This window comes from Fictibacillus sp. 5RED26 (assembly GCF_015903895.1).
GTDB classification, from domain to species: domain Bacteria; phylum Bacillota; class Bacilli; order Bacillales; family Fictibacillaceae; genus Fictibacillus; species Fictibacillus phosphorivorans.
In genome coordinates this window covers 298,415-319,930 of record NZ_JACZDU010000002.1, presented here as the reverse complement: position 1 = coordinate 319,930, position 21,516 = coordinate 298,415, and the positions used below count along the sequence as shown (strand labels likewise).

General features: G+C 37.5%; 28 protein-coding genes. 4 read left to right on the top strand and 24 right to left on the bottom strand.

Annotated elements, in window-relative coordinates:
* Positions 1–35: 35 nt before the first annotated feature.
* The 8 genes from IHV10_RS09970 to IHV10_RS09935 all read right to left on the bottom strand — a co-directional run bounded on the left by IHV10_RS09970 (position 36) and on the right by IHV10_RS09935 (position 7,166).
* Positions 36–329 carry a ferredoxin family protein gene (locus tag IHV10_RS09970; RefSeq protein WP_197128686.1) on the bottom strand — a complete coding sequence of 98 codons (294 nt, stop codon included), beginning with the start codon at positions 327–329 and terminating at the stop codon, positions 36–38.
* The gene (locus IHV10_RS09965) at positions 330–1,625 is read right to left on the bottom strand and encodes an FAD-dependent oxidoreductase (protein ID WP_197128685.1); all 1,296 of its coding nucleotides are present in this window, start codon (positions 1,623–1,625) and stop codon (positions 330–332) included. It abuts the gene before it with no gap.
* Entirely contained in the window at positions 1,618–2,643 is a 1,026-nt protein-coding gene (locus tag IHV10_RS09960; RefSeq protein ID WP_197128684.1) for an electron transfer flavoprotein subunit alpha/FixB family protein, read from the bottom strand. The genes IHV10_RS09965 and IHV10_RS09960 overlap by 8 nt, the downstream gene beginning before the upstream one ends.
* On the bottom strand, positions 2,633–3,472 hold the full coding sequence (locus IHV10_RS09955; RefSeq protein ID WP_197128683.1) for an electron transfer flavoprotein subunit beta/FixA family protein: 840 nt from the start codon (positions 3,470–3,472) through the stop codon (positions 2,633–2,635). Before IHV10_RS09955 ends, IHV10_RS09960 begins: the two co-directional genes overlap by 11 nt.
* A gap of 145 nt (positions 3,473–3,617) precedes the next feature.
* Positions 3,618–4,544, bottom strand: a complete 927-nt coding sequence (locus IHV10_RS09950) for a tetratricopeptide repeat protein (RefSeq protein ID WP_197128682.1) — start codon at positions 4,542–4,544, stop codon at positions 3,618–3,620.
* A gap of 18 nt (positions 4,545–4,562) precedes the next feature.
* Positions 4,563–4,910: a hypothetical protein gene (locus IHV10_RS09945; RefSeq protein ID WP_197128680.1), complete on the bottom strand. Its 348-nt coding sequence runs from the start codon at positions 4,908–4,910 to the stop codon at positions 4,563–4,565.
* 265 nt (positions 4,911–5,175) lie between these two features.
* Positions 5,176–5,652 (bottom strand): hypothetical protein, encoded by a 477-nt coding sequence (locus tag IHV10_RS09940; protein ID WP_197128678.1) that lies wholly within the window; start codon positions 5,650–5,652, stop codon positions 5,176–5,178.
* A gap of 26 nt (positions 5,653–5,678) precedes the next feature.
* Complete coding sequence (locus IHV10_RS09935; RefSeq protein WP_197128676.1) at positions 5,679–7,166, bottom strand: ribonuclease YeeF family protein; 1,488 nt, start codon at positions 7,164–7,166, stop codon at positions 5,679–5,681.
* A gap of 187 nt (positions 7,167–7,353) precedes the next feature.
* Here IHV10_RS09935 and IHV10_RS09930 point away from each other — a divergent pair, with 187 nt between their 5' ends.
* Positions 7,354–8,526 carry an MFS transporter gene (locus IHV10_RS09930; RefSeq protein ID WP_197128674.1) on the top strand — a complete coding sequence of 391 codons (1,173 nt, stop codon included), beginning with the start codon at positions 7,354–7,356 and terminating at the stop codon, positions 8,524–8,526.
* A gap of 103 nt (positions 8,527–8,629) precedes the next feature.
* Complete coding sequence (gene deoD, locus IHV10_RS09925) at positions 8,630–9,340, top strand: purine-nucleoside phosphorylase (protein ID WP_066398387.1); 711 nt, start codon at positions 8,630–8,632, stop codon at positions 9,338–9,340.
* Between the two features lie 51 nt (positions 9,341–9,391).
* On the opposite strand, the gene IHV10_RS09920 is transcribed toward deoD, so the two are convergent.
* From IHV10_RS09920 to IHV10_RS09910, 3 genes are all read right to left on the bottom strand, one after another.
* On the bottom strand, positions 9,392–9,637 hold the full coding sequence (locus tag IHV10_RS09920; RefSeq protein ID WP_197128672.1) for a hypothetical protein: 246 nt from the start codon (positions 9,635–9,637) through the stop codon (positions 9,392–9,394).
* A gap of 44 nt (positions 9,638–9,681) precedes the next feature.
* Positions 9,682–10,329, bottom strand: coding sequence for a hypothetical protein (locus IHV10_RS09915; RefSeq protein ID WP_197128670.1), 648 nt, complete (start codon positions 10,327–10,329; stop codon positions 9,682–9,684).
* Positions 10,330–10,461: 132 nt separating this feature from the next.
* Positions 10,462–11,220 (bottom strand): TrmB family transcriptional regulator, encoded by a 759-nt coding sequence (locus tag IHV10_RS09910; protein ID WP_197128668.1) that lies wholly within the window; start codon positions 11,218–11,220, stop codon positions 10,462–10,464.
* A gap of 408 nt (positions 11,221–11,628) precedes the next feature.
* Here IHV10_RS09910 and IHV10_RS09905 point away from each other — a divergent pair, with 408 nt between their 5' ends.
* Positions 11,629–12,531, top strand: coding sequence for a DUF1672 family protein (locus tag IHV10_RS09905; protein ID WP_197128666.1), 903 nt, complete (start codon positions 11,629–11,631; stop codon positions 12,529–12,531).
* 197 nt (positions 12,532–12,728) lie between these two features.
* Positions 12,729–13,559, top strand: coding sequence for a DUF1672 family protein (locus IHV10_RS09900; RefSeq protein WP_197128664.1), 831 nt, complete (start codon positions 12,729–12,731; stop codon positions 13,557–13,559).
* Positions 13,560–13,792: 233 nt separating this feature from the next.
* On the opposite strand, the gene IHV10_RS09895 is transcribed toward IHV10_RS09900, so the two are convergent.
* From IHV10_RS09895 to IHV10_RS09835, 13 genes are all read right to left on the bottom strand, one after another.
* A complete protein-coding gene (locus IHV10_RS09895; protein ID WP_197128662.1) occupies positions 13,793–14,287 on the bottom strand; it encodes an Imm6 family immunity protein in 495 nt (164 codons plus the stop codon).
* A gap of 23 nt (positions 14,288–14,310) precedes the next feature.
* Positions 14,311–14,814, bottom strand: a complete 504-nt coding sequence (locus IHV10_RS09890; RefSeq protein WP_231619497.1) for an immunity protein YezG family protein — start codon at positions 14,812–14,814, stop codon at positions 14,311–14,313.
* Between the two features lie 49 nt (positions 14,815–14,863).
* Complete coding sequence (locus IHV10_RS09885; protein ID WP_197128660.1) at positions 14,864–15,373, bottom strand: ankyrin repeat domain-containing protein; 510 nt, start codon at positions 15,371–15,373, stop codon at positions 14,864–14,866.
* A 41-nt stretch (positions 15,374–15,414) separates the two neighbouring features.
* Positions 15,415–15,834: an SMI1/KNR4 family protein gene (locus tag IHV10_RS09880; RefSeq protein WP_197128658.1), complete on the bottom strand. Its 420-nt coding sequence runs from the start codon at positions 15,832–15,834 to the stop codon at positions 15,415–15,417.
* A gap of 33 nt (positions 15,835–15,867) precedes the next feature.
* Positions 15,868–16,377, bottom strand: coding sequence for an ankyrin repeat domain-containing protein (locus IHV10_RS09875; RefSeq protein ID WP_197128656.1), 510 nt, complete (start codon positions 16,375–16,377; stop codon positions 15,868–15,870).
* A 161-nt stretch (positions 16,378–16,538) separates the two neighbouring features.
* Positions 16,539–17,021 carry an SMI1/KNR4 family protein gene (locus IHV10_RS09870; RefSeq protein WP_197128654.1) on the bottom strand — a complete coding sequence of 161 codons (483 nt, stop codon included), beginning with the start codon at positions 17,019–17,021 and terminating at the stop codon, positions 16,539–16,541.
* 35 nt (positions 17,022–17,056) lie between these two features.
* Positions 17,057–17,482: an immunity protein YezG family protein gene (locus IHV10_RS09865; protein WP_197128652.1), complete on the bottom strand. Its 426-nt coding sequence runs from the start codon at positions 17,480–17,482 to the stop codon at positions 17,057–17,059.
* A 259-nt stretch (positions 17,483–17,741) separates the two neighbouring features.
* Positions 17,742–18,209: a DUF6985 domain-containing protein gene (locus IHV10_RS09860; protein WP_197128650.1), complete on the bottom strand. Its 468-nt coding sequence runs from the start codon at positions 18,207–18,209 to the stop codon at positions 17,742–17,744.
* A gap of 223 nt (positions 18,210–18,432) precedes the next feature.
* Positions 18,433–18,888: an immunity protein YezG family protein gene (locus IHV10_RS09855; protein WP_197128648.1), complete on the bottom strand. Its 456-nt coding sequence runs from the start codon at positions 18,886–18,888 to the stop codon at positions 18,433–18,435.
* 199 nt (positions 18,889–19,087) lie between these two features.
* The gene (locus tag IHV10_RS09850) at positions 19,088–19,573 is read right to left on the bottom strand and encodes an antitoxin YezG family protein (protein WP_197128646.1); all 486 of its coding nucleotides are present in this window, start codon (positions 19,571–19,573) and stop codon (positions 19,088–19,090) included.
* A 163-nt stretch (positions 19,574–19,736) separates the two neighbouring features.
* Positions 19,737–20,291: a T6SS immunity protein Tdi1 domain-containing protein gene (locus tag IHV10_RS09845; protein ID WP_197128644.1), complete on the bottom strand. Its 555-nt coding sequence runs from the start codon at positions 20,289–20,291 to the stop codon at positions 19,737–19,739.
* 74 nt (positions 20,292–20,365) lie between these two features.
* Complete coding sequence (locus tag IHV10_RS09840) at positions 20,366–20,824, bottom strand: immunity protein YezG family protein (protein ID WP_197128642.1); 459 nt, start codon at positions 20,822–20,824, stop codon at positions 20,366–20,368.
* Between the two features lie 47 nt (positions 20,825–20,871).
* Positions 20,872–21,321 carry an SMI1/KNR4 family protein gene (locus tag IHV10_RS09835; RefSeq protein WP_197128640.1) on the bottom strand — a complete coding sequence of 150 codons (450 nt, stop codon included), beginning with the start codon at positions 21,319–21,321 and terminating at the stop codon, positions 20,872–20,874.
* Positions 21,322–21,516: the final 195 nt, after the last annotated feature.

The window sequence follows — 21,516 nt, the reverse complement described above, 5'->3', positions numbered from 1 at the left end:
CAAACACCAGGTCATCCTCATCTTTTCCAGCCTTTTTATCCCAAACGAAACACAATCCCATGCCCGCCTTTTGGGTATTCCCACTTAATGTTTTGATGCGGACAACCGATCCGGCAGCTTCCGCACTCGTGACAGCCTTCGTACCCTACGTGCATCCTGATTTCTTCCCACTTATACACTTCTGCCGGACAGAAGATCGTGCAGATTTTATCAGGACAGTGGTTCAAACAGATATCGGCATCCATAACGGTAAGATGTGACTTCGTGTCTGCATTAAAACGAACGAGATACTGTTTTTCTTCGATGCTCTGACACTTTCTTTCGCTCATTTACTTCATCACCTTCCACGCCCGGTACGCGTCACGAGCTAGTTTGAATTTCTCTCCAGCCGTTCCTACATCACGCCAAATTTTCTTCTGTTTCTCCCATTTCGATGAACCATCTACCGTAAACATTTGGCTCGCCGCTTTGTTCACCATCGGAATGTACTTATCAAAATACTGAGGAAACTTATCAAAGTGATGCGTTGAATCTTTGTACTTTTTCATATCCTGACCGACAAAGCTGCTCATCAATCGTGTTTTATAATGGTTGAGTGTTGCTTCGGAATAATCGTCTCGTTCCTTCGCGAGGAGCACCGCTTCAGCGGCGAACTGACCGGACTTCATTGCAAGGTTCGAGCCTTCACGGTGGATCGCGTTCACGAGCTGGGCGGCGTCTCCAACAACGAGCACCCCGTTGCCCGCTACTTTTGGCATGGATTTATAGCCACCTTCTGGAATCATGTGCGCCAAATATTCCACCGGCTCACCGCCCGCGATGTACGGTCGAATCATCGGATGATTCTTCACATACTCCAAGAGCTCATATGGTTTAATCTTATGCTTGATAAGTCCAGATAGAAGTGAGCCGACACCTAAGCTCAGCGTATCTTTGTTCGTATAAAGAAAACCGGTGCCGAGAATTCCTTTTGTCGCGTCACCAAAAAGCTCTATCGTCGTACCTTGATTCTCTTCCAAATTAAACCGGTCCTCGATCGTCTTTTTGTCGAGCTTAATGATTTCCATCGTGGCGAGCGCGACTTCATCCGGCCTGAACTCTTTGTGGAAGCCCAGTGACTTTGCTAACAGGGAGTTCACACCATCAGCAAGCACGACAACGTCCGCGTACAGTTCTCCGTCCGGACGATCCGTTCGCACCCCTACTACTTTTCCGTTCTCAACGATACACTCTAAAACAACGGTCTCATTTACGAGCAGTGCTCCCTGCTCAACAGCTTTCCCCGCAAACCATTGATCAAATTTTGCCCGCAGTACCGTAAAGTTGTTGTACGGTTCCTGTCCCCATTCCATTCCTTTGTACCCGACGGTTACAGCCGATTCTTTGTCCATCATCATGAACCGTTGCTCCACGACCGGTCGTTCGAGCGGCGCTTCTTTCCAGAACTCTGGGATCACGTCTTCCATCATTTTCCGATAAAGCACACCGCCCATAACATTCTTTGAGCCAGGATACTCTCCGCGTTCGATGAGTAATACGTTTAAGCCTGCTTTCGCAAGTTCATATGAACAGGAAATGCCGGCAGGACCTGCACCAACGACGATTACATCAAACTTTTCAGACATGGTCCACCACCTCCTTGTTAAACGCTTGTTTAAACTGTTGAATCAGAAGCGGTACGATTTCAAAGGCATCCCCTACAATGCCGTAATGACTTGATTGAAAGATCGGAGCTTCCGGATCATTGTTGATCGCGATGATCAGCCCTGAGTTCTGCATTCCAACAATGTGTTGAATGGCTCCAGAAATGCCGATTGCAAAATAGATCTTCGGCGTAACGGTTAATCCTGTCTGCCCCACTTGGTGATGGTGCTCGACCCATCCGGCCTCCACAACATCACGGCTCGCCCCAACCGCTCCGCCCAATGTTTCAGAGAGATCATGAATTACCTGGAATCCTTTCTCACTGCCCAGTCCTTTACCGCCAGCAACAACAATATCCGCTTCATCGATTCGAACCTTCTGCGTCGTGAACTGCACGATCTCAAGCACCTTCGTACGAATGTCTTCTTCTTTTATAGAAGCTGTTTCTTCTATTAATTGTCCTGTTCGACCCGGTTCAGGCGTCAGTGCTTTCATCACTTTTGGCCGTACCGTCGCCATCTGTGGTCTATACTTTTTACATAGAATCGTTGCCATAATGTTACCGCCAAACGCTGGTCGGCTCGCAAGCAGCAATCCTGTGTCTTCTTCTATATCTAAAATGGTAGAGTCTGCGGTGAGTCCGGTTGGAAGGTCCGTCGCAACCGCGCTCGCCAAGTCTTTCCCGGTCGATGTTGCACCATATAAAATAACTTCAGGTTTATGCTTCTGACAGCATTCTAACAGTGCTTTCATATAGGACTCGGTTCGGTAGTTTTTAAAAATAGTGTCGTCATACACATAGACCGTATCCGCTCCGTATTCATAAAGCGTGTCAGCAAGATGTGTGACGTTTTCTCCGATCAATACGCCAGCAAGCTCGGTGCCACGTTTTTCGGCAAGCTCTTTACCAGCCCCTAACAACTCAAGCGAAACAGGAACGACCTCACCGTCTTTTACCTCAATAAACACCCAAATGCCTGAATATTCCTCAAAGCTCAACGCCGGACCCTCCCTTCACCGCAAAAAGCTCTTTTTTCTCTAACAAAAGGTTCAGCAGCTGTTCCGTCTGCTGAGTTGCATCCCCTTCTAGCATCTCGCCGCCACTCGGTTTTGTTGGTGCCCACACTTTTGAAACGATCGTCGGTGAGCCTTTCAGTCCGAGCTGTGTTCTCTCCACATCCTCTAGATCAGCGACCGCCCAGATCACCGGCTGATAGCGAGCCGCTTTCAGCATGTTCGTCATCGACGAATACGGCACTTCATTGATCTCTTTTTCCACCGACATCAAGCACGGCATCGTCGATTGGATTACTTCATATCCGTCCTCCAGCTTGCGGTGAACGATCGCATACCCTTCTTCCACGTTGATTTCTTTTACTTTGTTGACGGAAGTGAGTGGTGGCATGTCTAACCGGCGTGCGATTCCTGGCCCAACTTGTCCCGTATCACCGTCGATCGTCATCTTTCCGCAGATGATTAGATCGACCGGCTGGATTTGCGAGATTTTCTCTATTGCTTTCGTAAGTGCATAGCTCGTCGCAAGTGTATCAGCTCCGGCGAACGCTCGGTCTGAGATCATATACCCTTCGTCTGCCCCGATCTCGATACATTTTTTGATAGCTTTTACCGCTGGCGGAGGACCCATCGTCAATACCGAGACCGTCCCACCGTATCTCTTTTTCAGACGCACCGCTTCTTCCACCGCATGCGCGTCGTATGGATTGAGTATCGCAGGCGCACTCGCGCGGTCCATCGTATTCGTCTTCGGGTTCATCTTGATGATCTTCGTATCCGGCACCTGCTTGATGCAAGCCACAATATGAAGCATTCGACCCCTCCTCTAATCACAGGCATTTTTCACATAAGAAGCCACTTGTATGATGATTATTACTACTATATGGAGGGCTTGTTCAATACATGACGGATTTCTTTTGAACATAAAAAAGAGACTCTATTAAAAAGAGCCTCTCGTCTCACGAGTCTTTATATTCAGGATGTTGATGGCGTTCACAGCCGAAAAGGTAACAGTCTCTTTCTGGTGAGGGCTCTAAAATAACCGTTGGCAGAATTCCGTCCTTAATTCCCTGGAGCATGCTTTCAAACTCTTGAATTTCGTTTAAAAGCCTAATGATAATTTGCTGCTTATCCTCTTCAGTCCAGTCTTCTTCTATTTCTTCTTTTTCTGTATCTAGTATTTCTTGTTTTTTGTAGCGAAGAAATTCTTGTATCGTATTGTTTGCTTCGGTTTCTTGTTTTCTCTGTAAGAGACAATAGACATACATCCCAACCCAATTTGGCTGTAAATAATATTCGTTCCATCCTTTTTCAAACCAATAAATAGCTTCTTCGTGCAATCCAATCTCTGCATACAATTCAGCAAGGTTTATCGTACCTATAAAATCTTCGGCATTTTCATCAAAAGTTTGGGTTAAACCCAGAGCTTCACCCTTTTCTCCTAGTTCTATCAAACATTTTACCTGATTGTACAGCGTATAGTCAGACTTACCAGCTGCTAGTCCGAAATGAGTGGCTGCTTTAGCTGTTTCTCCAAGATAATAATAAGCTACACCCAAGTTATGATAAGTGATGTTAGTGGGCTGGATTGAAATGGCTTGCTGTAACATTTTTAACGCATCTTCATAACGTTTATTTTCTAATAAAAGTTCCCCACACAAACTGTATGGAAAATGAGAAATAGGGCGGAGATCAACGGCTTCTGATGCAAGTGAAAATGCACGCTCTAAGTCATCTTCTTCACGCCAAATCACCCATGCTAAGTTTGTTAGCGATTGAATATCTCTCTTTTCAAGTACAGCTTTATGAAATAGCTTCATCGCTTGATCTAAATTATTTTCCTCTAACTGCTGAATCGCTTCTTTATTCGTATTGATAGGAAACATCTACCTTTTTTCTTATAGTTAAAACGCGTATTGAAACAGACCATAATAAAGCGGCCCAATCATAATTAATGCCGTAATACCGAATACCGCTGGGCGAGCGGCTCTAGGAATCTCGTTCGCGTCTTCATTAAACTTTTTAAGTCCATACGCTAGATCCCAAATAAGGCCACCACAGAAAACAAACTTCCATACGAGCGGCGTTAACAGCTCGTTGCTTGTTACATAACCAAACAACCCAATCCACGTAATGGTCGAGATTACAAAGTCCAGTTTTGCAGAGTGTGTTTTGTAGCCACCTTTTATGAGATAACCAATTGCAAACGCCCCTAAAATCCCTAAGTATATCGTCCATAAAATATCTGACATAATCCCCATATCCCCTTTTTCTGTCTATGTCTCTATTATAATTCTTACCATTCTTACGGGGAAGGTGAAATGTTAGGTCTTGTTACAATTCGTGTACAACTTAAAAATGTTGGCAACTGATTTAACCATGCTTCAAAGCCATCTGTTTCTTTTTCGATACTAGAATCTTCATACGAATAATAATAGAAGGCTATGTTGGGAAACTCTTTTGAATGAGGTAAAAGTAGTCCCCATTCCCTATACTATATAAAATGGGATTAACCTCTTATAGCTGTGTTAAAGTTGTAATATCACAGTTATCAATTGAAAATTTTCCGAAAAAATCTAGTGCCTTTTGAGTTACGATTAACTCCCCTTTTGATGATAAACAAAAATGATGCCCTGACCAATTTTTGAAGTGTTCTCCTTCTACTTCAATTGTACCAAGTGGAATAAACCTACTAAAAGCAGGGAGTTCTCTATCTGGGTATAACTCTTTAAATTCATCAGATGTAGTAATTAGGCATTTTTCTAATTCGTAGTCTTCAAATTCACTTTTTTCAAGTGCAGCTTCTAATGTATACGATATGATAAAAGCTGGTGTTGACTCTAGAATGTCATCACCTAACCACCCTTCAAACTCATAATGCAAGAACTCCACCTTTCCATTTACACCCTTTTTCGCTATATCCTGTTCAGTTCCATAAACTGTTTTTTCACCGTGACCACCAGAAACTTCAGGTTCCAAAAAAAATAGTTTCATTAATAATCATCCTTCCTAGTTCGTTCTCACCTTTTCACTGGCGGATTAAATTTATCACCATATTTTTTATCTAACTCAATCATATATTTAATCACTTCCTCTTTTGTAGGATTAGGATGATTTCTATAAAATCGATTCCAATCTTTTCTTATTTTTGATAAATGAATATCACTATTTACTTCTTTCGGTATTCCCCTAAGATTTCTCAGAGCATGAATTTCTTCAAGCGTAAATAAATTAGGGTGTTTTTTAAGTATTTGTTGCTCAATGGCATGATGTACTACAACACTGCCTTCAAGTTCTGGATATTTATCAAAAAATGTTTTTCTATAATTTTTCACATCTTTATTTGTACTCTTAATTTTACCCAACGGCTTTCCATTCTTATCTACCCACGTACCTGTCTTCTTATCGTACACAAAGCGTTTTGCGGACACTTCTTTAATTTCTTTTTTGGAGAGCTTCTTGACAGTTGTTTTACCGCCTCTTTTTATGACCAATTTCACGGATTTCTTTAATACATCTTTCGGATGAAGCCACCCCAAGAATGCAAGCCCTGTACCATCAAAAGCTGAATCAAGTTCTTCTACGCCACCAACTCGGCTTTCTGGTACTTCATCCACTTCTTTATAAACAACTTTACCCGTTTGCGCGGGATGTTTCCAAATAATTTGGCCATTTTCGTATAAGAAATACGTTCCGTTCGTTTTGCCTTCGATCTCATCAAAGACTTCAATGGTTTTGACAACAGCCACATCTCCGGGGTTTTGCAATTCATTGTTTTTAATTTCAATTTGTGGTGCTTTTCCGTTTTCCCCTTGCTTAACAGATGTGGTAGCAGTCCCTATGGATTCAGCATGAACTTGGTAAGCTTTGCTTGTGTGATAAGCTTCTGCATCGAAATAAAGTGGTGAGATGTCCTCTCCTTGGCGAGTGGCCTCCAACAACTGTGAATATAGTGCGAAAATGTGCTGCTCTTGAGTTTGAGAACTTGCATACTCTTGTAATAACCTATTGTCTAGCTCATTTACTTTATCGACGGTTTGTACCCTTTTCTTTTCAGCTTGGTCCATATAGCTGTCGAATGCATCTTTGGAGAAGACTGTCAGAGGGACTAGATCGGCGATTCCGTTAAAAATACGCTGAAGAGCATCTTGTTGATCAGTGACTATTTCCTTTGCCATTTTCCCAGCTGGTTCAACACTATTCTCCAGAAACGGTACCTGCACGACCGTATCTTCAGAAAGGTCTACATCTGCCATATCTCCAGGTATCTCATTAAAAAATTCTACATTCATATCAATGAACAGAATCCAAGCGTCCACGACATCTATCTGTCCTTGGTAAAATCCTTTAATCGCTTCCGCACCATGGCCTCGAAACTCAGTATTATCCACAATTTTTATAAACTCTTTTTTCAATGTCTCAAATTGTTCCTTTAACCTAACATACTGTTGGGCTCGTTCTCTGGTTGCAGCTTTCAAGGTTGACGCTTCGTACACTTTACTCCCCATCTACCGTGGCCCTCTCTTTTTATTGTATTTTATTTTTCATGTATCACCTCTATTTTATTTCCTTTATTATCCAAAAATCAAACGCTTTTTTCTCATAGATGTGTGGTCAAAATTTAATGATTGATATGAGGTTCCGAATGAGTTACCATTACAGGGGTAACTTTTATTAAAAAGAAGGTAGATAGATGTGAATAAACGTGTTTACTTATTAACGATCGTTTCGTTTGTCGTCGGAATGGTCGAGTTAATTATAGGTGGAATTCTTGATCTAATTGCAGCCGATCTTGAGGTTGGCCTCGGGAAAGCAGGATTTCTCATTACGATCTTCTCGCTTGTTTTCGCCATTGCAGCACCTATTTTGCTGACGATGACCGCGCATATTGAGCGAAAACGTCTAACTCTCATCGCGCTAATTGTTTTTTTGCTAGGAAACGCACTCGTAATCGTGAGTCCAACGTACACGATGTTATTGATTGCACGGATCTTGTCCGCAGCAAGCGGATCGTTACTCGTTGTCCTATGCGTAACGATGGCATCCAATATTGTTGAAGAAAAATACCGTGCTCGCGCGATTGGCGTGGTGTTCATGGGGATCAGTGCTTCGCTTGTACTCGGCATACCGGTCGGCTTAATGCTCGGAAATGCTTTCGGATGGCGCGCACCATTCATCCTGATTACAGCACTTACCGTTTTATCCATACTCGGTGTGCATTTCTTCATGAATACGTTGGCTCCAAAACCAGCGATTCCGATCAGAGAACAGCTGCGCACGTTGAAAAACAGACGCATTTTGTTTGCTCAAATTACGTCGTTCCTGTTCTTAGCTGGTCATCTGACTTTATACGGATACCTGACTCCGTTTTTAAAAATGGCGCTTGGACTTAACGGAACATGGGTCAGCATCGTATACTTAATATTCGGTGTTGCTGCGGTCTTTGGTGGTGGAATCGGGGGTATGCTCGCTGACAAATTCGGCACAAAACCTACGATTATTGGCGTTATTATTGTTTTTGCAATCTCAATCTTTATGATTCCTTATACAACTTTTGCTTTTCCGTTATTTTTAATCGTCATGGTGATTTGGAGCATGCTCAGCTGGGCGATCACACCGGCCATGCAAAGCTATCTAATCGAGTCATCACCTGAAACGTCCGACATTCAGCAGAGTCTGAACAACTCGGCGCTTCATTTCGGAATCGCGTTCGGGTCCATGATCGGCGGAATCGTAATTGAGAACGCATCTGTCGAGAACAACGCAACGGTCGGCGGACTGCTGATCATCTTAGCACTCGGAACGGCTGTGCTATCTATGACAAAAAAAGCACGCCGCTCTCCAGAATCTGCACATACTATTAGCTAGGTTGCGAAAACTATGGCATGATGAAGGTAGAGAAATTTTTGGTAAGTTACAATCTTTTGAGGAGGTGAAACCATTACAATCGTAACGATGTAATGGTGAACAAATGAGTATTCATATCGGCGCAAAACAAGGTGAAATCGCAGAAAGCATCCTATTACCAGGGGATCCGCTTCGTGCAAAATATATTGCAGAAACATTTTTAGAAGACGTAACATGCTACAACGAAGTTCGCGGCATGCTTGGGTTCACGGGAACATACAAAGGAAAACGCGTATCTGTTCAAGGGACAGGCATGGGGATTCCATCGATCGGGATCTACACGAACGAGTTAATCCGTGAATATGGCGTAAAAAACTTGATCCGTGTTGGTACGTGTGGCGCGATCCAACAAGACGTAAAAGTACGTGACGTAATCCTTGCGATGACAGCATCAACGGATTCTCGCATGAACCACTTGACGTTTCCTAACATCGACTTCGCACCTTGCGCAAACTTCGATCTTTTAAGAAAAGCGTATGAAGCTGGAACAGCAAAAGGATTGAAGATCAAAGCTGGTAACGTATTAACAGCTGATCTTTTCTACCGAGACAGCATGGATATCGTGAAAAAACTTGCAGATAACGGTGTGCTAGCAGTTGAAATGGAAACAACAGCACTTTACACGATCGCAGCGAAATACGGTGTGAACGCGTTGTCTATCTTAACTGTAAGTGACCACATCTTCACAGGTGAAGAAACAACATCTGAAGAGCGCCAAACCACGTTCAACGACATGATAGAGATGGCTTTGGAAGTTGTGAGTACTCAAGAATAAATAATAAAGAAACTGCACTCTAAATGGATAGAGTGCAGTTTTTCTTTCCCTCTATAAGGACTTGTTTTCTTCCCTTTTTGCTTTTTCTTTCATGTAATCCTCATAAGCGTCTTTAACTTTATCTTTTTTGGGAGTAATTTTAGAAATTCTTTGGTGAAGGTCATTTAGAAGGTAGATTCCCCTAAATAAACAACCAGCAATAATCGCAAAAGCAATAACTCCCCCAATCTCTGGACCAAACATAAGTAAGAATGCACCTAACAAACCACTTAACACAATCGATAATAAAAGATACATACGAATCTTTCCTTTCAATTTTCTTTTTTAATCAATCATTCTCATCAATCTGACCAGTAAAAAAGGCTATCAAATATCTTATACTTGCCTCCAAGATCAGGAATGCAAAGTAGCGTGGGGATATCGGCTTTAAACGGAAGTTCTTGTTCTAAATATTCTTTCTCTAAAAAAGAATACCCATATTTTTTGAGGATGGCTTGAATTTCGTTAAATTCGTTATCCCAATCTCCAAAAGGTAGTTTCCCAAAGTCTTCACTTAGTTCTGCAAAAGAATGATTTTTGCTAAAAGTTTCGTAACTATATCGAGCTTTTACTGATTCATTCTTTTCTTTATAGCGTTCATCTTTTGAGAATATAACAACTGGAGCTAACCTGTTAACATATAAGACAACACCTGTATAACCTGTGGAAGTAACCCAAACATCGTCTTTTTCGTAATATTTCTTGGTTTCTTTTTGGATGATGCTGCGCCCACCTTTTTTAACACAGAAAATTTCTACGTAAGATGCATACCCACTGCCATAGTGATCAAATTCTCCAAAACATTCAACGGAATTCGATTTTTTTAGAGATTCAAACAAGTCTAGTATATGACCTTCAATTGTTTCTTCGTTTTTTGTGTCATAAGGATGAGCAACACCAACTGGTTCACCTGAAATGATTAACTTGAGTTGTTCGTTGTCAAAGCGCATTTAAGTAACACTTCCTTTTTGCTTGTAGAATACAGTGCTCTACTTATATCGGTAGAAATGATTGGCTTCACATAAAAAAATAAGGCTCAAAAGAGAATTTTAAATATCCTTTCGAGCCTACTTACTTTTTATTTAGTATCTTAACTTCATCAATACACTCTTAATCTCTTCATCATTCATCATCAGTTCGGAATGTTTCTCTGTAATCTTAGCCAACGCCACATCGTGATAAAAGAACTCAATGAAAACTTTAATAAATGGTCGAGATTTGGTCTTCAATGCTTGCCAGCTCTGACTTTCCATCCCTGCAAAGATAACTTCTGTCTCATCAACGACAACAAGACGAAAACGCTCCAACGAGTGATGCTCTTGCGCAGGAATCAACGTGTGCACATGAGAAAGTGTGGACTCCAGCTCACCAACAACAAGCACTTCCACATCCACGCCCTCCCTTTCCTTTTCCTGCAGAATCGGTAAGATCTCTTGAATATCATCCTGCCACCCAGAAACGCGAATGGATGTCTCAGCTGTTTGCAGAAGCTGCTTCGTTTGTGCGCGAATCGACGAATCCACCTTCAGACTCCAAACGTGTTCATCGTAAAATTTCCGCTTCGATGTATTATTTTTGAGCTGCTCTACGTTTTCTTGAAATTCTGTAGTCAGCTTCTCAATCACGATTGATAGGGGTAGCGCGGTATAAAGCTTCTTTTTTTCTGACACCGAATCCAGCACCATGCCTTTTTCGATCATGCGCGATAGCACTTCATATATCTTGGATTTCGGAACACCCGAGTATTTTACGATATTCGTCGCGTCCATCGGTTCCTCGCTTGACGCAAGAACCTCGAACACCTGACTTTCGTATTGTGAAAAACCGAATTTTTGTAGCATGGTTCCTCCTAAAAATAGCCTCTTATCTTCTACAGCTATCTTAAAACAATTATGGCCTTACCGCTAGTGCTTGAAACGTTTCTGTTTTAGAATAGCTTTCCGGTACGTGTATTATAATCTGTTACTCGTTCACCGGTAATACTCATAAGCAGCTAGAAATCACCTCTGACTCCAACTTCACCTAACATTTCTCACCACTACAGCCACTAAATATGCAATCTAGTTAGCCTCATTAACTCCATAAACTGTAATCTAAGTACTTTTCTTTCACAAATCTTCATAAACCAGGTTCTCTTTTTACTTTTTTTGGGTATATTTCAAGTGGTTTATAGTTTCTAATATCAGTAGAATGGTAGGGACTAACTTCTTACACAGTGGTAACAATAAAACTTTAGGGGCAGCTTGCTTATGAAGAAGAAAAACACCATACTAAAAACGGTAACTTTAAGCTCCATTCTTTTTGCGAGCGGTTGCCTTAATCTAAACAATAATAAAATTGCTGATAAAGAATCTAGCAATTTAGTAAGTGTACAAGAATATACAGGAGAAGGTTTTGATCTACCTAATGGCGAGAAGAACGATAAAATTGCTGAAGCGAAACGCGATGAGATAGATAAGGCGATGAAAAAATTCTTCATGGACACCTATAAAACAGAAGTAGAAGTACATAACATCGTAGGGAATAAAGACGGAGCTACTGTTTTTGTAGAGTCTGTTGGGGAACCTCACTTCCATACGTTTGCCATCGTTCCTATTAATGGTCAGGATCAAGTAATTACTGATGGCATTTGGACTCAAGAAGGCCAAGTGGAAGGATCCATAATGAGCGGAATTTATGCCATGATTTATGATAAAGAATTAAATGAACTCGATACCTACTTAGAAAAAATCGTATCTGAACATCCGGTTACAGGAGTTAGAGACGAAGCCATTCAAAACACCTATTCTACGGGTTTTACCACTCCTTATTATTATATAACGATATTAGATGAGGCATATGATACTTTCTATGAAGAATATCTTCAGAATCCTAAAACATCTAAAGAAGACTGGAAAAACAAAGCTAGTTCTTTAAAAATAGATCCTGAAGGTTATCTCATAACTATTCAATTATTTATGAAAGAAAAAAATCAAAAACCAGATCAAGAAATACTGGATACCATTGTGTCAGATATAGAAAGCCTGAAGACACTATCTCCAGGTAGTTATGGTATTTATCTAAATGATAATAATATTGCTACTGATTCAGCGGATGGAACAAAAGACAATACAATTGAAAAAGTATTTCCTAATGAAATAATGAAACCTTAATCGATTACCCTTAATTTGTTCCTTTCAAAAGGACTCATAAACTACCTCATAAAGTATACAAACAATAACCCTAAAAAGGTGAAAGTTTGTAAAAAATACACACAAAAAAATTTTAGGAGATAAAAAACTTCATGTTCAAAAAAACTACACTAATGACAATGAATATACTTTTAACGCTAATGGTAGGTTGCTCCAATATGTGGAGTTCAGTCGAAAAAGGTGAATCAGTTACTGAGGTCAGTGTTTTAAACTATACTGGCCAAGGGTTCAAACTAGATAATGGCGAGCAAACAGATAAGATTGCGGAAAACCACCGTGACGAAATCATTACATCAGTTGAGGATTATTTCCAAAAAGAATATAAAACAAAAGTAAAAGTACATAATGTTGTTGGCGCATCAGAAGCCGCTTCAGTGCTTGTCGAGTCCCTAGGAGAGCCTCATTTTTATACGTACGCAATTGTTCCTATTGATGTCAAAGAAGAAAAGATATTAACAGATAAAGTGTGGTCACAGGAAGGGCAAATAGAGGGTGCCATCATGGATGGTATTTATGGAATGATTCAAAAAGAAGAATTTAAAGTCCTCGATACTTTTCTAAAAGATTTCACAGATGAACATCCTGTAGTCGGCCTACGAAAAGAAGCCATTGAAAAAGCAGCTGGAAACGGATTTATGACTCCGTTTTATTATGCGACTGTTTACGATAAATCCTTTACATCTCTTTACGAACAATACATGGAAAACCCTAATACAACTAGTGAAGAGTGGGAAAATGCATTTAGTAAAACCGAACATCAACCAAAAGATTTTATTATAACCATTCATCTCTATATGAAAGAAAAAGGTGCTGAGCCTGAACAAAAAATATTTGATCAACTAAAAGCAGATATTGAAAAGATGGAAGGCTTACCAATGGGTGCCTATAGTCTCCTACTGCATGACAATACAGTCGACAAAACCAATGCCATTAATTCGAAAGATAATACGCTTGAAACGTTTGATAAGGATTATATTATAAAACAGTAAAGGGAGTTTTAATTTGACCTTGAAAGTTATGTTCTATACGTTCTCCCTATCCATTTTATTTCATAACTTCCTTTAAAATTGAGTTATAAAATAAGTTTTTTTAACATCTATCCTACCCACGGTACTCTCTGAAGCATTAGCTAAGAAACATAAAAACTCACGAAAAAAATAGTTGCTTATCCATTGAATGTATAACTAAAAATTCTATTTAATGTGTATGTATTGCAGGAAAACTACTTTACTATTTCACTAACAACTTCATTGCGTAAGTTCCTCTTAATTGAACTGTCTATTAACAAAAACATTTTCTCGATATAACTATCTGCATGCTCTACACAAGTATTAAAACACTCCAAAAAATGTTCTACTAATGTATCATTTACTAAAGAAATTGGTTCAGGATAATATTTAACACCTTCTTTTTCAAATGCCTTTCTACTAGTAAATGCAACTGCATCAATTATACAGTTCCAAGCCATAATATCTGTTTCATTATCAGCCAGCTCTAGAGAGATGGTGATACTCGTTTCTTCATTATCTAATACATCATAAAGTAAATCTCCACTAGTGCTTTTGTATTCCAACCATTCCCAGCAATTGTATAAGGCATACCGAGCTAGTTTTTGATCTTCCTTTGATGTAAATTCAGATACCACCCTTTCTGAGAGTCCCAGAAAAAACAATGTTTTACCATCATCCAATAAATTATGAAATTTTTTAATTACCAAAATGCCCTCCAATTAATTTGTAATTAAACATTCTTTTTATTGGCTACTTTTTCTTCAAAATCTCTCATTTCCTCTATCAAAATAAGGTCTAGTTTCTCTTTGTTATAATTCGCATATTTATACTCAAAATACTTAATTCTAGCCGTTGGACCAAATTTACTTTCATGCCATTTTGTATAATCAAAATGCACATTTAGTTTCCCTCTTTCATTAGATAATATCGTTACTGAAAACCAAGGCTCTTGTTCATTTTTTATAAAAACGTTTTGTAGGTCAGTCGTTAATTGAAATAATTTGTGGAGCTTTTCATTATATACTCTTTTATCTACATTAAATAATTTCGGAATATAATGTGAGAAAATATGTTGTTGCTCACCCTTAGGTGTAAAAAAGAAATATACTCCTCCTTCTCCATCTTTCACTTCACCGTTAAAACAAAAATGATTCCACCTTGTTGGTATCGTATCATTAACTTGATGTGCAATAGATGTATATAAAGCATTTAATTCCGTCTCAAAACCAATCAAATTAAATCCCCTTTTTTTGATATGTTTGTTCTATTATTCCAAAACAAAATTATTTTTCCCCGTCCATCTGCTGTCTTAAATACTCTGTAATATCTGTCTGCCCAAATTCTCTCGCATATTCATATGCATTCATATTTTTCAAACTCTCTCCCGTATATCGTTTAGAAATGTCAATTCCTGATTCCACTAAGAGCTCAACTATGTCCTGATGCCCACCATAAATTGCTCCGAACAATGGATTTCTTTTTGCAGAGCTCTCATCTAATTCTGCCCCTGAATCTATCAAATATTTTACGATTTCCAGATGCCCTGCACCTGCTGCTAAATTTAATGCTGAAGCATCAAAAGTCCCACCTTTTGTGTTAATATCGATTCCTTCTTCAACTAGATGTTTACATATTTCAAGATTCCCATGTTTGGCAGCTACATGTAGCCATGTGCCAAACGTTGTCATCGTGTTTAAGACTTCTTTATCATGACCAATTAATAGCTTAGCTTCATTGTTCTCAAAGTTTTTAATCGCATGCCTGATTTCTTTATATAGATTGACATTAACCACGGCCTTACCCCCATATGAATACGTAAGCATTTATAAGATTACTACCAATTGCTAATTGCTTCTCTAAAAGTATCCTCAAGATAATCATCAAAGTTTTGATACCTAAATGATTCTAACTTTTGAACGCTGTCCCAATAGAAAATGTGTTCTTTACTACCTGTTTCACTACACATTACAAATTCACCTAAGTCTTCTAAAACAATTAGGTCTTCTCTTAATCCTAGTTTTCTATAGTTTTCAGTAGTTGCAAGTACAGAAGCGCCCCGATCACCTTCAACCCCTAATATATTGACACCACAAATACCTCCAGAACCATACTTCTCTATAAAGCTAATATATTTTGACGGAAAACTCACACCTAAAACTTTTTCAGTATTTTTTATTTCTTCAATAGAAACAGAACCATAAAAATCATTTTCTTCTTCAAAGGAAAATATCATTTGTTGAATCGTGTTATTCAAAAGTCATACCTCCTAATCCTCTTTCATAAAGTATTATCTCAAGACACCCATCTCTTTTTTCAAATACTCAGCAATTTCTGTTTGTCCTCTTTCACGAGCAAATGAATAAGCATCCATATCTTTCATAGTTTCACTAGAATAATTTATTGATAAATCTATATTATTCCTAACGAGTAGTTTAACAATGTCCAAATGACCACCGTATATTGCAGCAAACAGAGGATTTCTATCTGGTTCAGTAGTATCCATCTCTATATTCTGGCTAATTAAGTAATCAGCAATTTCTAAATGTCCTTTAGCAGCCGCTCTTTCAAGAGCATTTGTAGAAAATGTCCCACCTTGTGCATTACTATCTAAGCCCGCTTTAATAAGGTGTTTTACGATCTCTATATGTCCATGCGCTGCTGCTACATGTAACCATGTACCAAAAGGTGTCATCCAAGTTAACATATCTATATCTTTTTGAAGCAAATCTTTTAATGTATCCAGTTCTCCATTTTTCACAGCTAATCTCATATCTTTTGCCAATTGATTCTTATGCATATTAGCTTCTCCTTTGACTGCTGCTGTAATATGACTTCATAATAGTCTCAAACCCCTTAACATATAAAATTCAAATGATTTCGTTCGTAGTTTGTACCTTTTCATGCATCATAAGTTTCTCTCCCGGAATAAGGTCTTGATTTAGTATTATGTAAGAGCTTTTACAAAATAAGACTAATAAATTCTCCAAAACTACTTGCCGTTAAGTACGTAACAGGCTCTAATTCTCCTGATTCCTCATGGCTCCAGACACAAACACTAGGGTTGTTGTTGCCCTCTCTATAGTCTAAACACACAAAGTCACCAGCAAATAACACTGCAACTGGCAGGATTTCCGCACCAATTAAATCTTCGTTGTCTGTTAGTCGATCTTCCAATTGAGTCAAAGTAACACTTAAATCGTAAACCCCTAAATGATTTTCATTGTTCTTTGGGTTTTCTAATAAACATAAAAAGCGATCTATTGCATATTCATGACCATTTTCTTTACAAGTAAACGTGCCTACCACTGGTTTCCCACCATTATTATGCTGAAGAAAGCTTTTAAAATCCTCTGGTAGTTTTAGCCTCCAGTTTTTTTCTTTTCTTTCAAACAGCTTATCTGAAGGTAAGGGGAGTATAAGAGTGCTTTTGTCTATTTCCATAAATTAAAATACCTCCTTTTATCTAGAACATCAGCCTAAAACCCAGTGTCATATGTTAAATATTCTGATTCCCATTTTTCTTGTTTTTCGACAGGACTCAATTGAGATAAATCATCATAACCATAATTAATATTCATTTTACCTGTGTTTTCTAATATGTAAGTTAGATTAGTCCATTTTTCTTGTCCTTGCTCTAAGAACTCTTCATGTAATCTTGAAATATTTTGATACAATTCGTTTTCAAGCCGATCATATTCACTCTCAACCATGTTATAAATCTCAACTATATCAAGACTATATATAGGACTCCCACCATATTCAGGATAATAATAAAAATACACTTTTTTATAACCCTCTCTAATCTCAGCGTATAATAAAACCTGTTTCCAGTCCTCTTGTATAATATTGAGTAATGTATTAGCGATTTGTTGATACGTCTGTTCCATTATTTTGCTTTCCATTTAAGATACCCTCCTGAATTACTTGTGTTTCTATTATCTAATTTTTTAGGTGCAATTATGTTTTGGGATGGGTTAGTCGAAGGGTTCAATGAAGTATATAAGTATTTCAACTCAAAGTAGCTAGATAAATATAATACAAAACCACTGCACTTAAACTGTTGCAGTGGTTCTTGATGAAATACTTTTTTGTACTCAAAATTATTTTTGCTATATGATTAGCGGTTTTAACATCATCATTCGAAGTTTTTAACTCATTTATTTAAATCGCAATATCCTGGTAACCTACTTCAATTATTTTCTCATCTAACGTACGAACTCCAAGGCTATTCTCTGTATCCCATGTACACTTAAGTGTGACTCTTATATCTCTGCCTTCACACAGATCTCCATAAGGAACAACAATACCGTCTAACTCTATCATTTTAAGTAGTTGTTCAATTGTTTCAACTTTTGGATAATGATTATTCACTTCTATATCATAACCCAATTCTTTCCTTCTTTGTTCATAATAAGTGAAGATGGACTGTAACATATCTTTTTGTACGTGTTCCCAATTTTGTATGAACGCATCATATGCTAGGTATTGTTCCTCATCAAAATTACCGTCCTCTTCCCCATCTATCATTAAAGTTATCATAGTTTCTTTTCCCCAAAATTGAATAAAAGTATCCTTAGTCCAACCATATTCATATTCAAGCTCACCGAAAACTGAATCATTCATAATCACCTTACACGCTCCTCCTTATGCCTCTAGTGTACGTTCCAATACAGAGTACATGAGGCAACTCTGCTTTTTGTTATCTTATATTAAAGGCTCTTCTAAATTTACGTGTTTAGCAGCTCTCCATAATCGCGAAAAAACACTTGCTTGCCTAAAGACAATCAAGTGTTTTCATCATACTTTATCAACTTTACTCCTTATAAAACTTAACATATAATCCCATAAAAAATTAGAGATTATTATTTTTAACTTCTTCAAACCATTCATCAGCTATATGATTAGCTGTTTTAATATCATCATTCGTATATACTAAATCATAATCGTGCTCTGCTTTAAAGTTACCACTATGTACATTATAAATTAATTTCATTTCTGTTGGCATTTCTTTATTGTATTCTTTGCATAAAGTTTCTATTTTTTCAATATTATCATTAATTATATTTAGTACCGAAAGCATTCTATTTGGACTAACATCATATTCTTCGTCTCCATCTTCCAAAGCATCATTCACTTTATTACACTTTACGTATTTGTTATTTATTAAATAAAAGAACTTACTCGAAATAATATTTCCTTCACACGATGCGTAAACGTATATTTTATCTGCTCTTTCATTGATATATTCCATACAAATAGATATCATATCCGCTTGCAACTCACTAAATCTATCTTCAAAATCTTTCATACTACCATTCACTCCTTGGTTAGTTTCTAAAGATTTATTATAATGCGTATTACTTCCAGAACAGATTATATTAATAGTGAAGTAATTCCCGAACCATATATTAAAACGAGTTCGTATGCCACTACGCCAGACATAAAAAACACTTGCTGCCCTCAAAGACAATCAAGTGCTTTAAGTTCATGTTTTATCCAACGTTATATCAAATAGGATTTGTAGAAAACTCGCGGTTATACTTTTCAATTAATTCTTTATCTTTATCATCATTTGGTACTTCACCGAAATATTTATTCTTCCAAATAATCATCTGGTCACTAAAACTGTAGTCGGTATTAAACCAATCGGTATAATCATAGTGCATACTGAATTTCCCACTACTTTCTAGAGACATTGTAAATGCATACCAAGGATCCTGTCCATTTTCTTTAAAAATACCTCTTAGTTTCTTACTCAGTGTATATAAAATATCTTCTTTTCTTTCAAACTCGTCTTCATCAATTTGAAATTGAAAAGGTATCTCTAAACTATACTTAAATTTCATATTTTCAAGTGTATTATAATAAAAGTAAGTTCCGCCTCCATTTTCCGAAATTTGAGCATAAAAATAAAATTTATTCCAATCCTCTGGGATCATCTCATTAACTGTTTCAGCTATCTCTCTGTATAATCTATTCATTTCTTTTTCCATGTTGACCCTCCTGCTCTATTTTCAATAGTTTTCTACCCTCAATTTTATAAACTACTTTATATAAATCTTGTCTTAATGAGATTCTAAGAGAGAGCGTTAAAAAAAAGCACTTTTCACCTTTAATGGGTAATCAAATGCTTTAATTCCATTATCATCTTTTTGTTTATTCAACAGGTCCCATAAATTCATTAATAATAAGAATGTGTTCCTTTAAATTAACCTTTTTAAGATAATCTACTTTTTCTTCGCCACCTACACCTAGTAAAGGAGTGTAGCCAAAGCAATATTCATATTCTGGTTCTTTATATTTTTCTATTGCTTCAGGATAAGGAGACCAGTCTAATGCCTTTTGTTTAAATGCCTCTTCCTCTAAAAACCTCAGAAACAATGAGTATTTTGAAGCTACCACTTTTGTATTACCTTTTCGATAATTAATTGTTACAATGTAGGACTCTTGATTCTCATCTTTTTCAAAAAGTATAACATCACCCATGGATGTAGTGAATATTGGGGTTGTCCCTTCACTTCTTAAATAAGAATCATTCACTATAGATTTATATTCATCTGGGTTAATAATTTTTAAATACCCATTCATTAATGTTCCATAGCCGTATGTTTTCCATGCGGCAATTAATTCTTCTGGAAGCATGTCTTTGTATTTGTTAATGGTATATTCCTCAACTTCACTTACCCTATTGAAATCTTTGAATAGATCCATACTACAGAACTCCTCTCATACAATAATTAAGAAGTATTTTAGCTAATTAGGAAAGTACGTAAGCGTTAAAATTTTCATACTCTACTACTATTAGATAATTCTTTAAACCATTCATCCGCTATATCACTTGCAGTTTTATTCTCATCATTCATATATACTAACTCATACTTGTATTCAGCAGTAAATTCGCCACTTTTCACATCATATCTAATTTTCATTTCAGTTGGCATATCTCTCTCATATTCTTTACAAGTATTTTTAATACTCTCAATATCTTCGCTTAAAATATCTAATACCATAAACTGTCGTTTAGCAGAAACGTCATATTCTTTGTCGTTATCGATTAATACGTCATTTAATTTATGAGGTTTTACATATTGATCATTAATTAAATAAAAGAATTTACTCGAAATTACAGTTTCTTCACATGAAGCATAGATGTATATTTTATCAGCCCTATCCTCTACATATTCCAGACATATAGAGACCATATCTGCTTGCAGTGCACTAAACTTATCTTCAAATTCTTTCATCCTGCTTTAGCTCCTTAGACTTATTCATGCTTAAAAGTTAGCAATCATTACTCTTCCAAACTGGCATGTAACATGCTTAAAAATTGGTTAATATCATTGGCAAGAAAGTACATATTACTCATGTCATCCGGATTCTCTGATTCTTGTTCATGATCCCAAAAATAAATATTTTCATAATAGGATTCATTCGTTCCCAAACAAATCACGTTACCTGCAGAATCGTCTGCAATAGGAATGAACCCATTCGGAAGTCTATACTCATATATATTGATGACCTTCTCTAAATTATCGTACATATCTCCGAAGCCATTAAATACATTTATAACACTATTCCCTTTTTCATCTGAAATTTTAAATGTACTAGCGGAAGGGTAACCACCATTCCACTGAAGTAAGAATTGTTTATATTTTTCGGTTAACTTTACTTCGTTTTCATTTTCAAATTGTTTAATGGTTTCTATTGAAATTTTTTCGTTATTACTTTCTAGCATTATCATTGTAATATCCTCCTCCGCTTTACTTAAATCATACCCTGCTCGCTTCCGATTTCCATGCATTAGTATTAAAAAACACTTGTTACCTTATGAGGGTAATCAAGTGTTTGTAATTAATTCTTTTATAATTTTTTCATTTACTCAACAGGTCACATGCTTCGGTGAACTATGGTTAATTATATTCACTTTACCTATTTG

Excerpts from the sequence above, each read along its gene's own strand:
- IHV10_RS09970 (WP_197128686.1), bottom strand. The coding sequence starts at position 329 with ATGAGCGAAAGAAAGTGTCAGAGCATCGAAGAAAAACAGTATCTCGTT.
- IHV10_RS09965 (WP_197128685.1), bottom strand. The coding sequence starts at position 1,625 with ATGTCTGAAAAGTTTGATGTAATCGTCGTTGGTGCAGGTCCTGCCGGC.
- IHV10_RS09955 (WP_197128683.1), bottom strand. The coding sequence starts at position 3,472 with ATGCTTCATATTGTGGCTTGCATCAAGCAGGTGCCGGATACGAAGATC.
- IHV10_RS09950 (WP_197128682.1), bottom strand. The coding sequence starts at position 4,544 with ATGTTTCCTATCAATACGAATAAAGAAGCGATTCAGCAGTTAGAGGAA.
- IHV10_RS09945 (WP_197128680.1), bottom strand. The coding sequence starts at position 4,910 with ATGTCAGATATTTTATGGACGATATACTTAGGGATTTTAGGGGCGTTT.
- IHV10_RS09940 (WP_197128678.1), bottom strand. The coding sequence starts at position 5,652 with ATGAAACTATTTTTTTTGGAACCTGAAGTTTCTGGTGGTCACGGTGAA.
- IHV10_RS09935 (WP_197128676.1), bottom strand. The coding sequence starts at position 7,166 with ATGGGGAGTAAAGTGTACGAAGCGTCAACCTTGAAAGCTGCAACCAGA.
- deoD (WP_066398387.1), top strand. The coding sequence starts at position 8,630 with ATGAGTATTCATATCGGCGCAAAACAAGGTGAAATCGCAGAAAGCATC.
- IHV10_RS09920 (WP_197128672.1), bottom strand. The coding sequence starts at position 9,637 with ATGTATCTTTTATTATCGATTGTGTTAAGTGGTTTGTTAGGTGCATTC.
- IHV10_RS09915 (WP_197128670.1), bottom strand. The coding sequence starts at position 10,329 with ATGCGCTTTGACAACGAACAACTCAAGTTAATCATTTCAGGTGAACCA.
- IHV10_RS09910 (WP_197128668.1), bottom strand. The coding sequence starts at position 11,220 with ATGCTACAAAAATTCGGTTTTTCACAATACGAAAGTCAGGTGTTCGAG.
- IHV10_RS09905 (WP_197128666.1), top strand. The coding sequence starts at position 11,629 with ATGAAGAAGAAAAACACCATACTAAAAACGGTAACTTTAAGCTCCATT.
- IHV10_RS09900 (WP_197128664.1), top strand. The coding sequence starts at position 12,729 with ATGTGGAGTTCAGTCGAAAAAGGTGAATCAGTTACTGAGGTCAGTGTT.
- IHV10_RS09875 (WP_197128656.1), bottom strand. The coding sequence starts at position 16,377 with ATGCATAAGAATCAATTGGCAAAAGATATGAGATTAGCTGTGAAAAAT.
- IHV10_RS09870 (WP_197128654.1), bottom strand. The coding sequence starts at position 17,021 with ATGGAAATAGACAAAAGCACTCTTATACTCCCCTTACCTTCAGATAAG.
- IHV10_RS09865 (WP_197128652.1), bottom strand. The coding sequence starts at position 17,482 with ATGGAAAGCAAAATAATGGAACAGACGTATCAACAAATCGCTAATACA.
- IHV10_RS09855 (WP_197128648.1), bottom strand. The coding sequence starts at position 18,888 with ATGAAAGATTTTGAAGATAGATTTAGTGAGTTGCAAGCGGATATGATA.
- IHV10_RS09850 (WP_197128646.1), bottom strand. The coding sequence starts at position 19,573 with ATGGAAAAAGAAATGAATAGATTATACAGAGAGATAGCTGAAACAGTT.
- IHV10_RS09845 (WP_197128644.1), bottom strand. The coding sequence starts at position 20,291 with ATGGATCTATTCAAAGATTTCAATAGGGTAAGTGAAGTTGAGGAATAT.
- IHV10_RS09840 (WP_197128642.1), bottom strand. The coding sequence starts at position 20,824 with ATGAAAGAATTTGAAGATAAGTTTAGTGCACTGCAAGCAGATATGGTC.
- IHV10_RS09835 (WP_197128640.1), bottom strand. The coding sequence starts at position 21,321 with ATGATAATGCTAGAAAGTAATAACGAAAAAATTTCAATAGAAACCATT.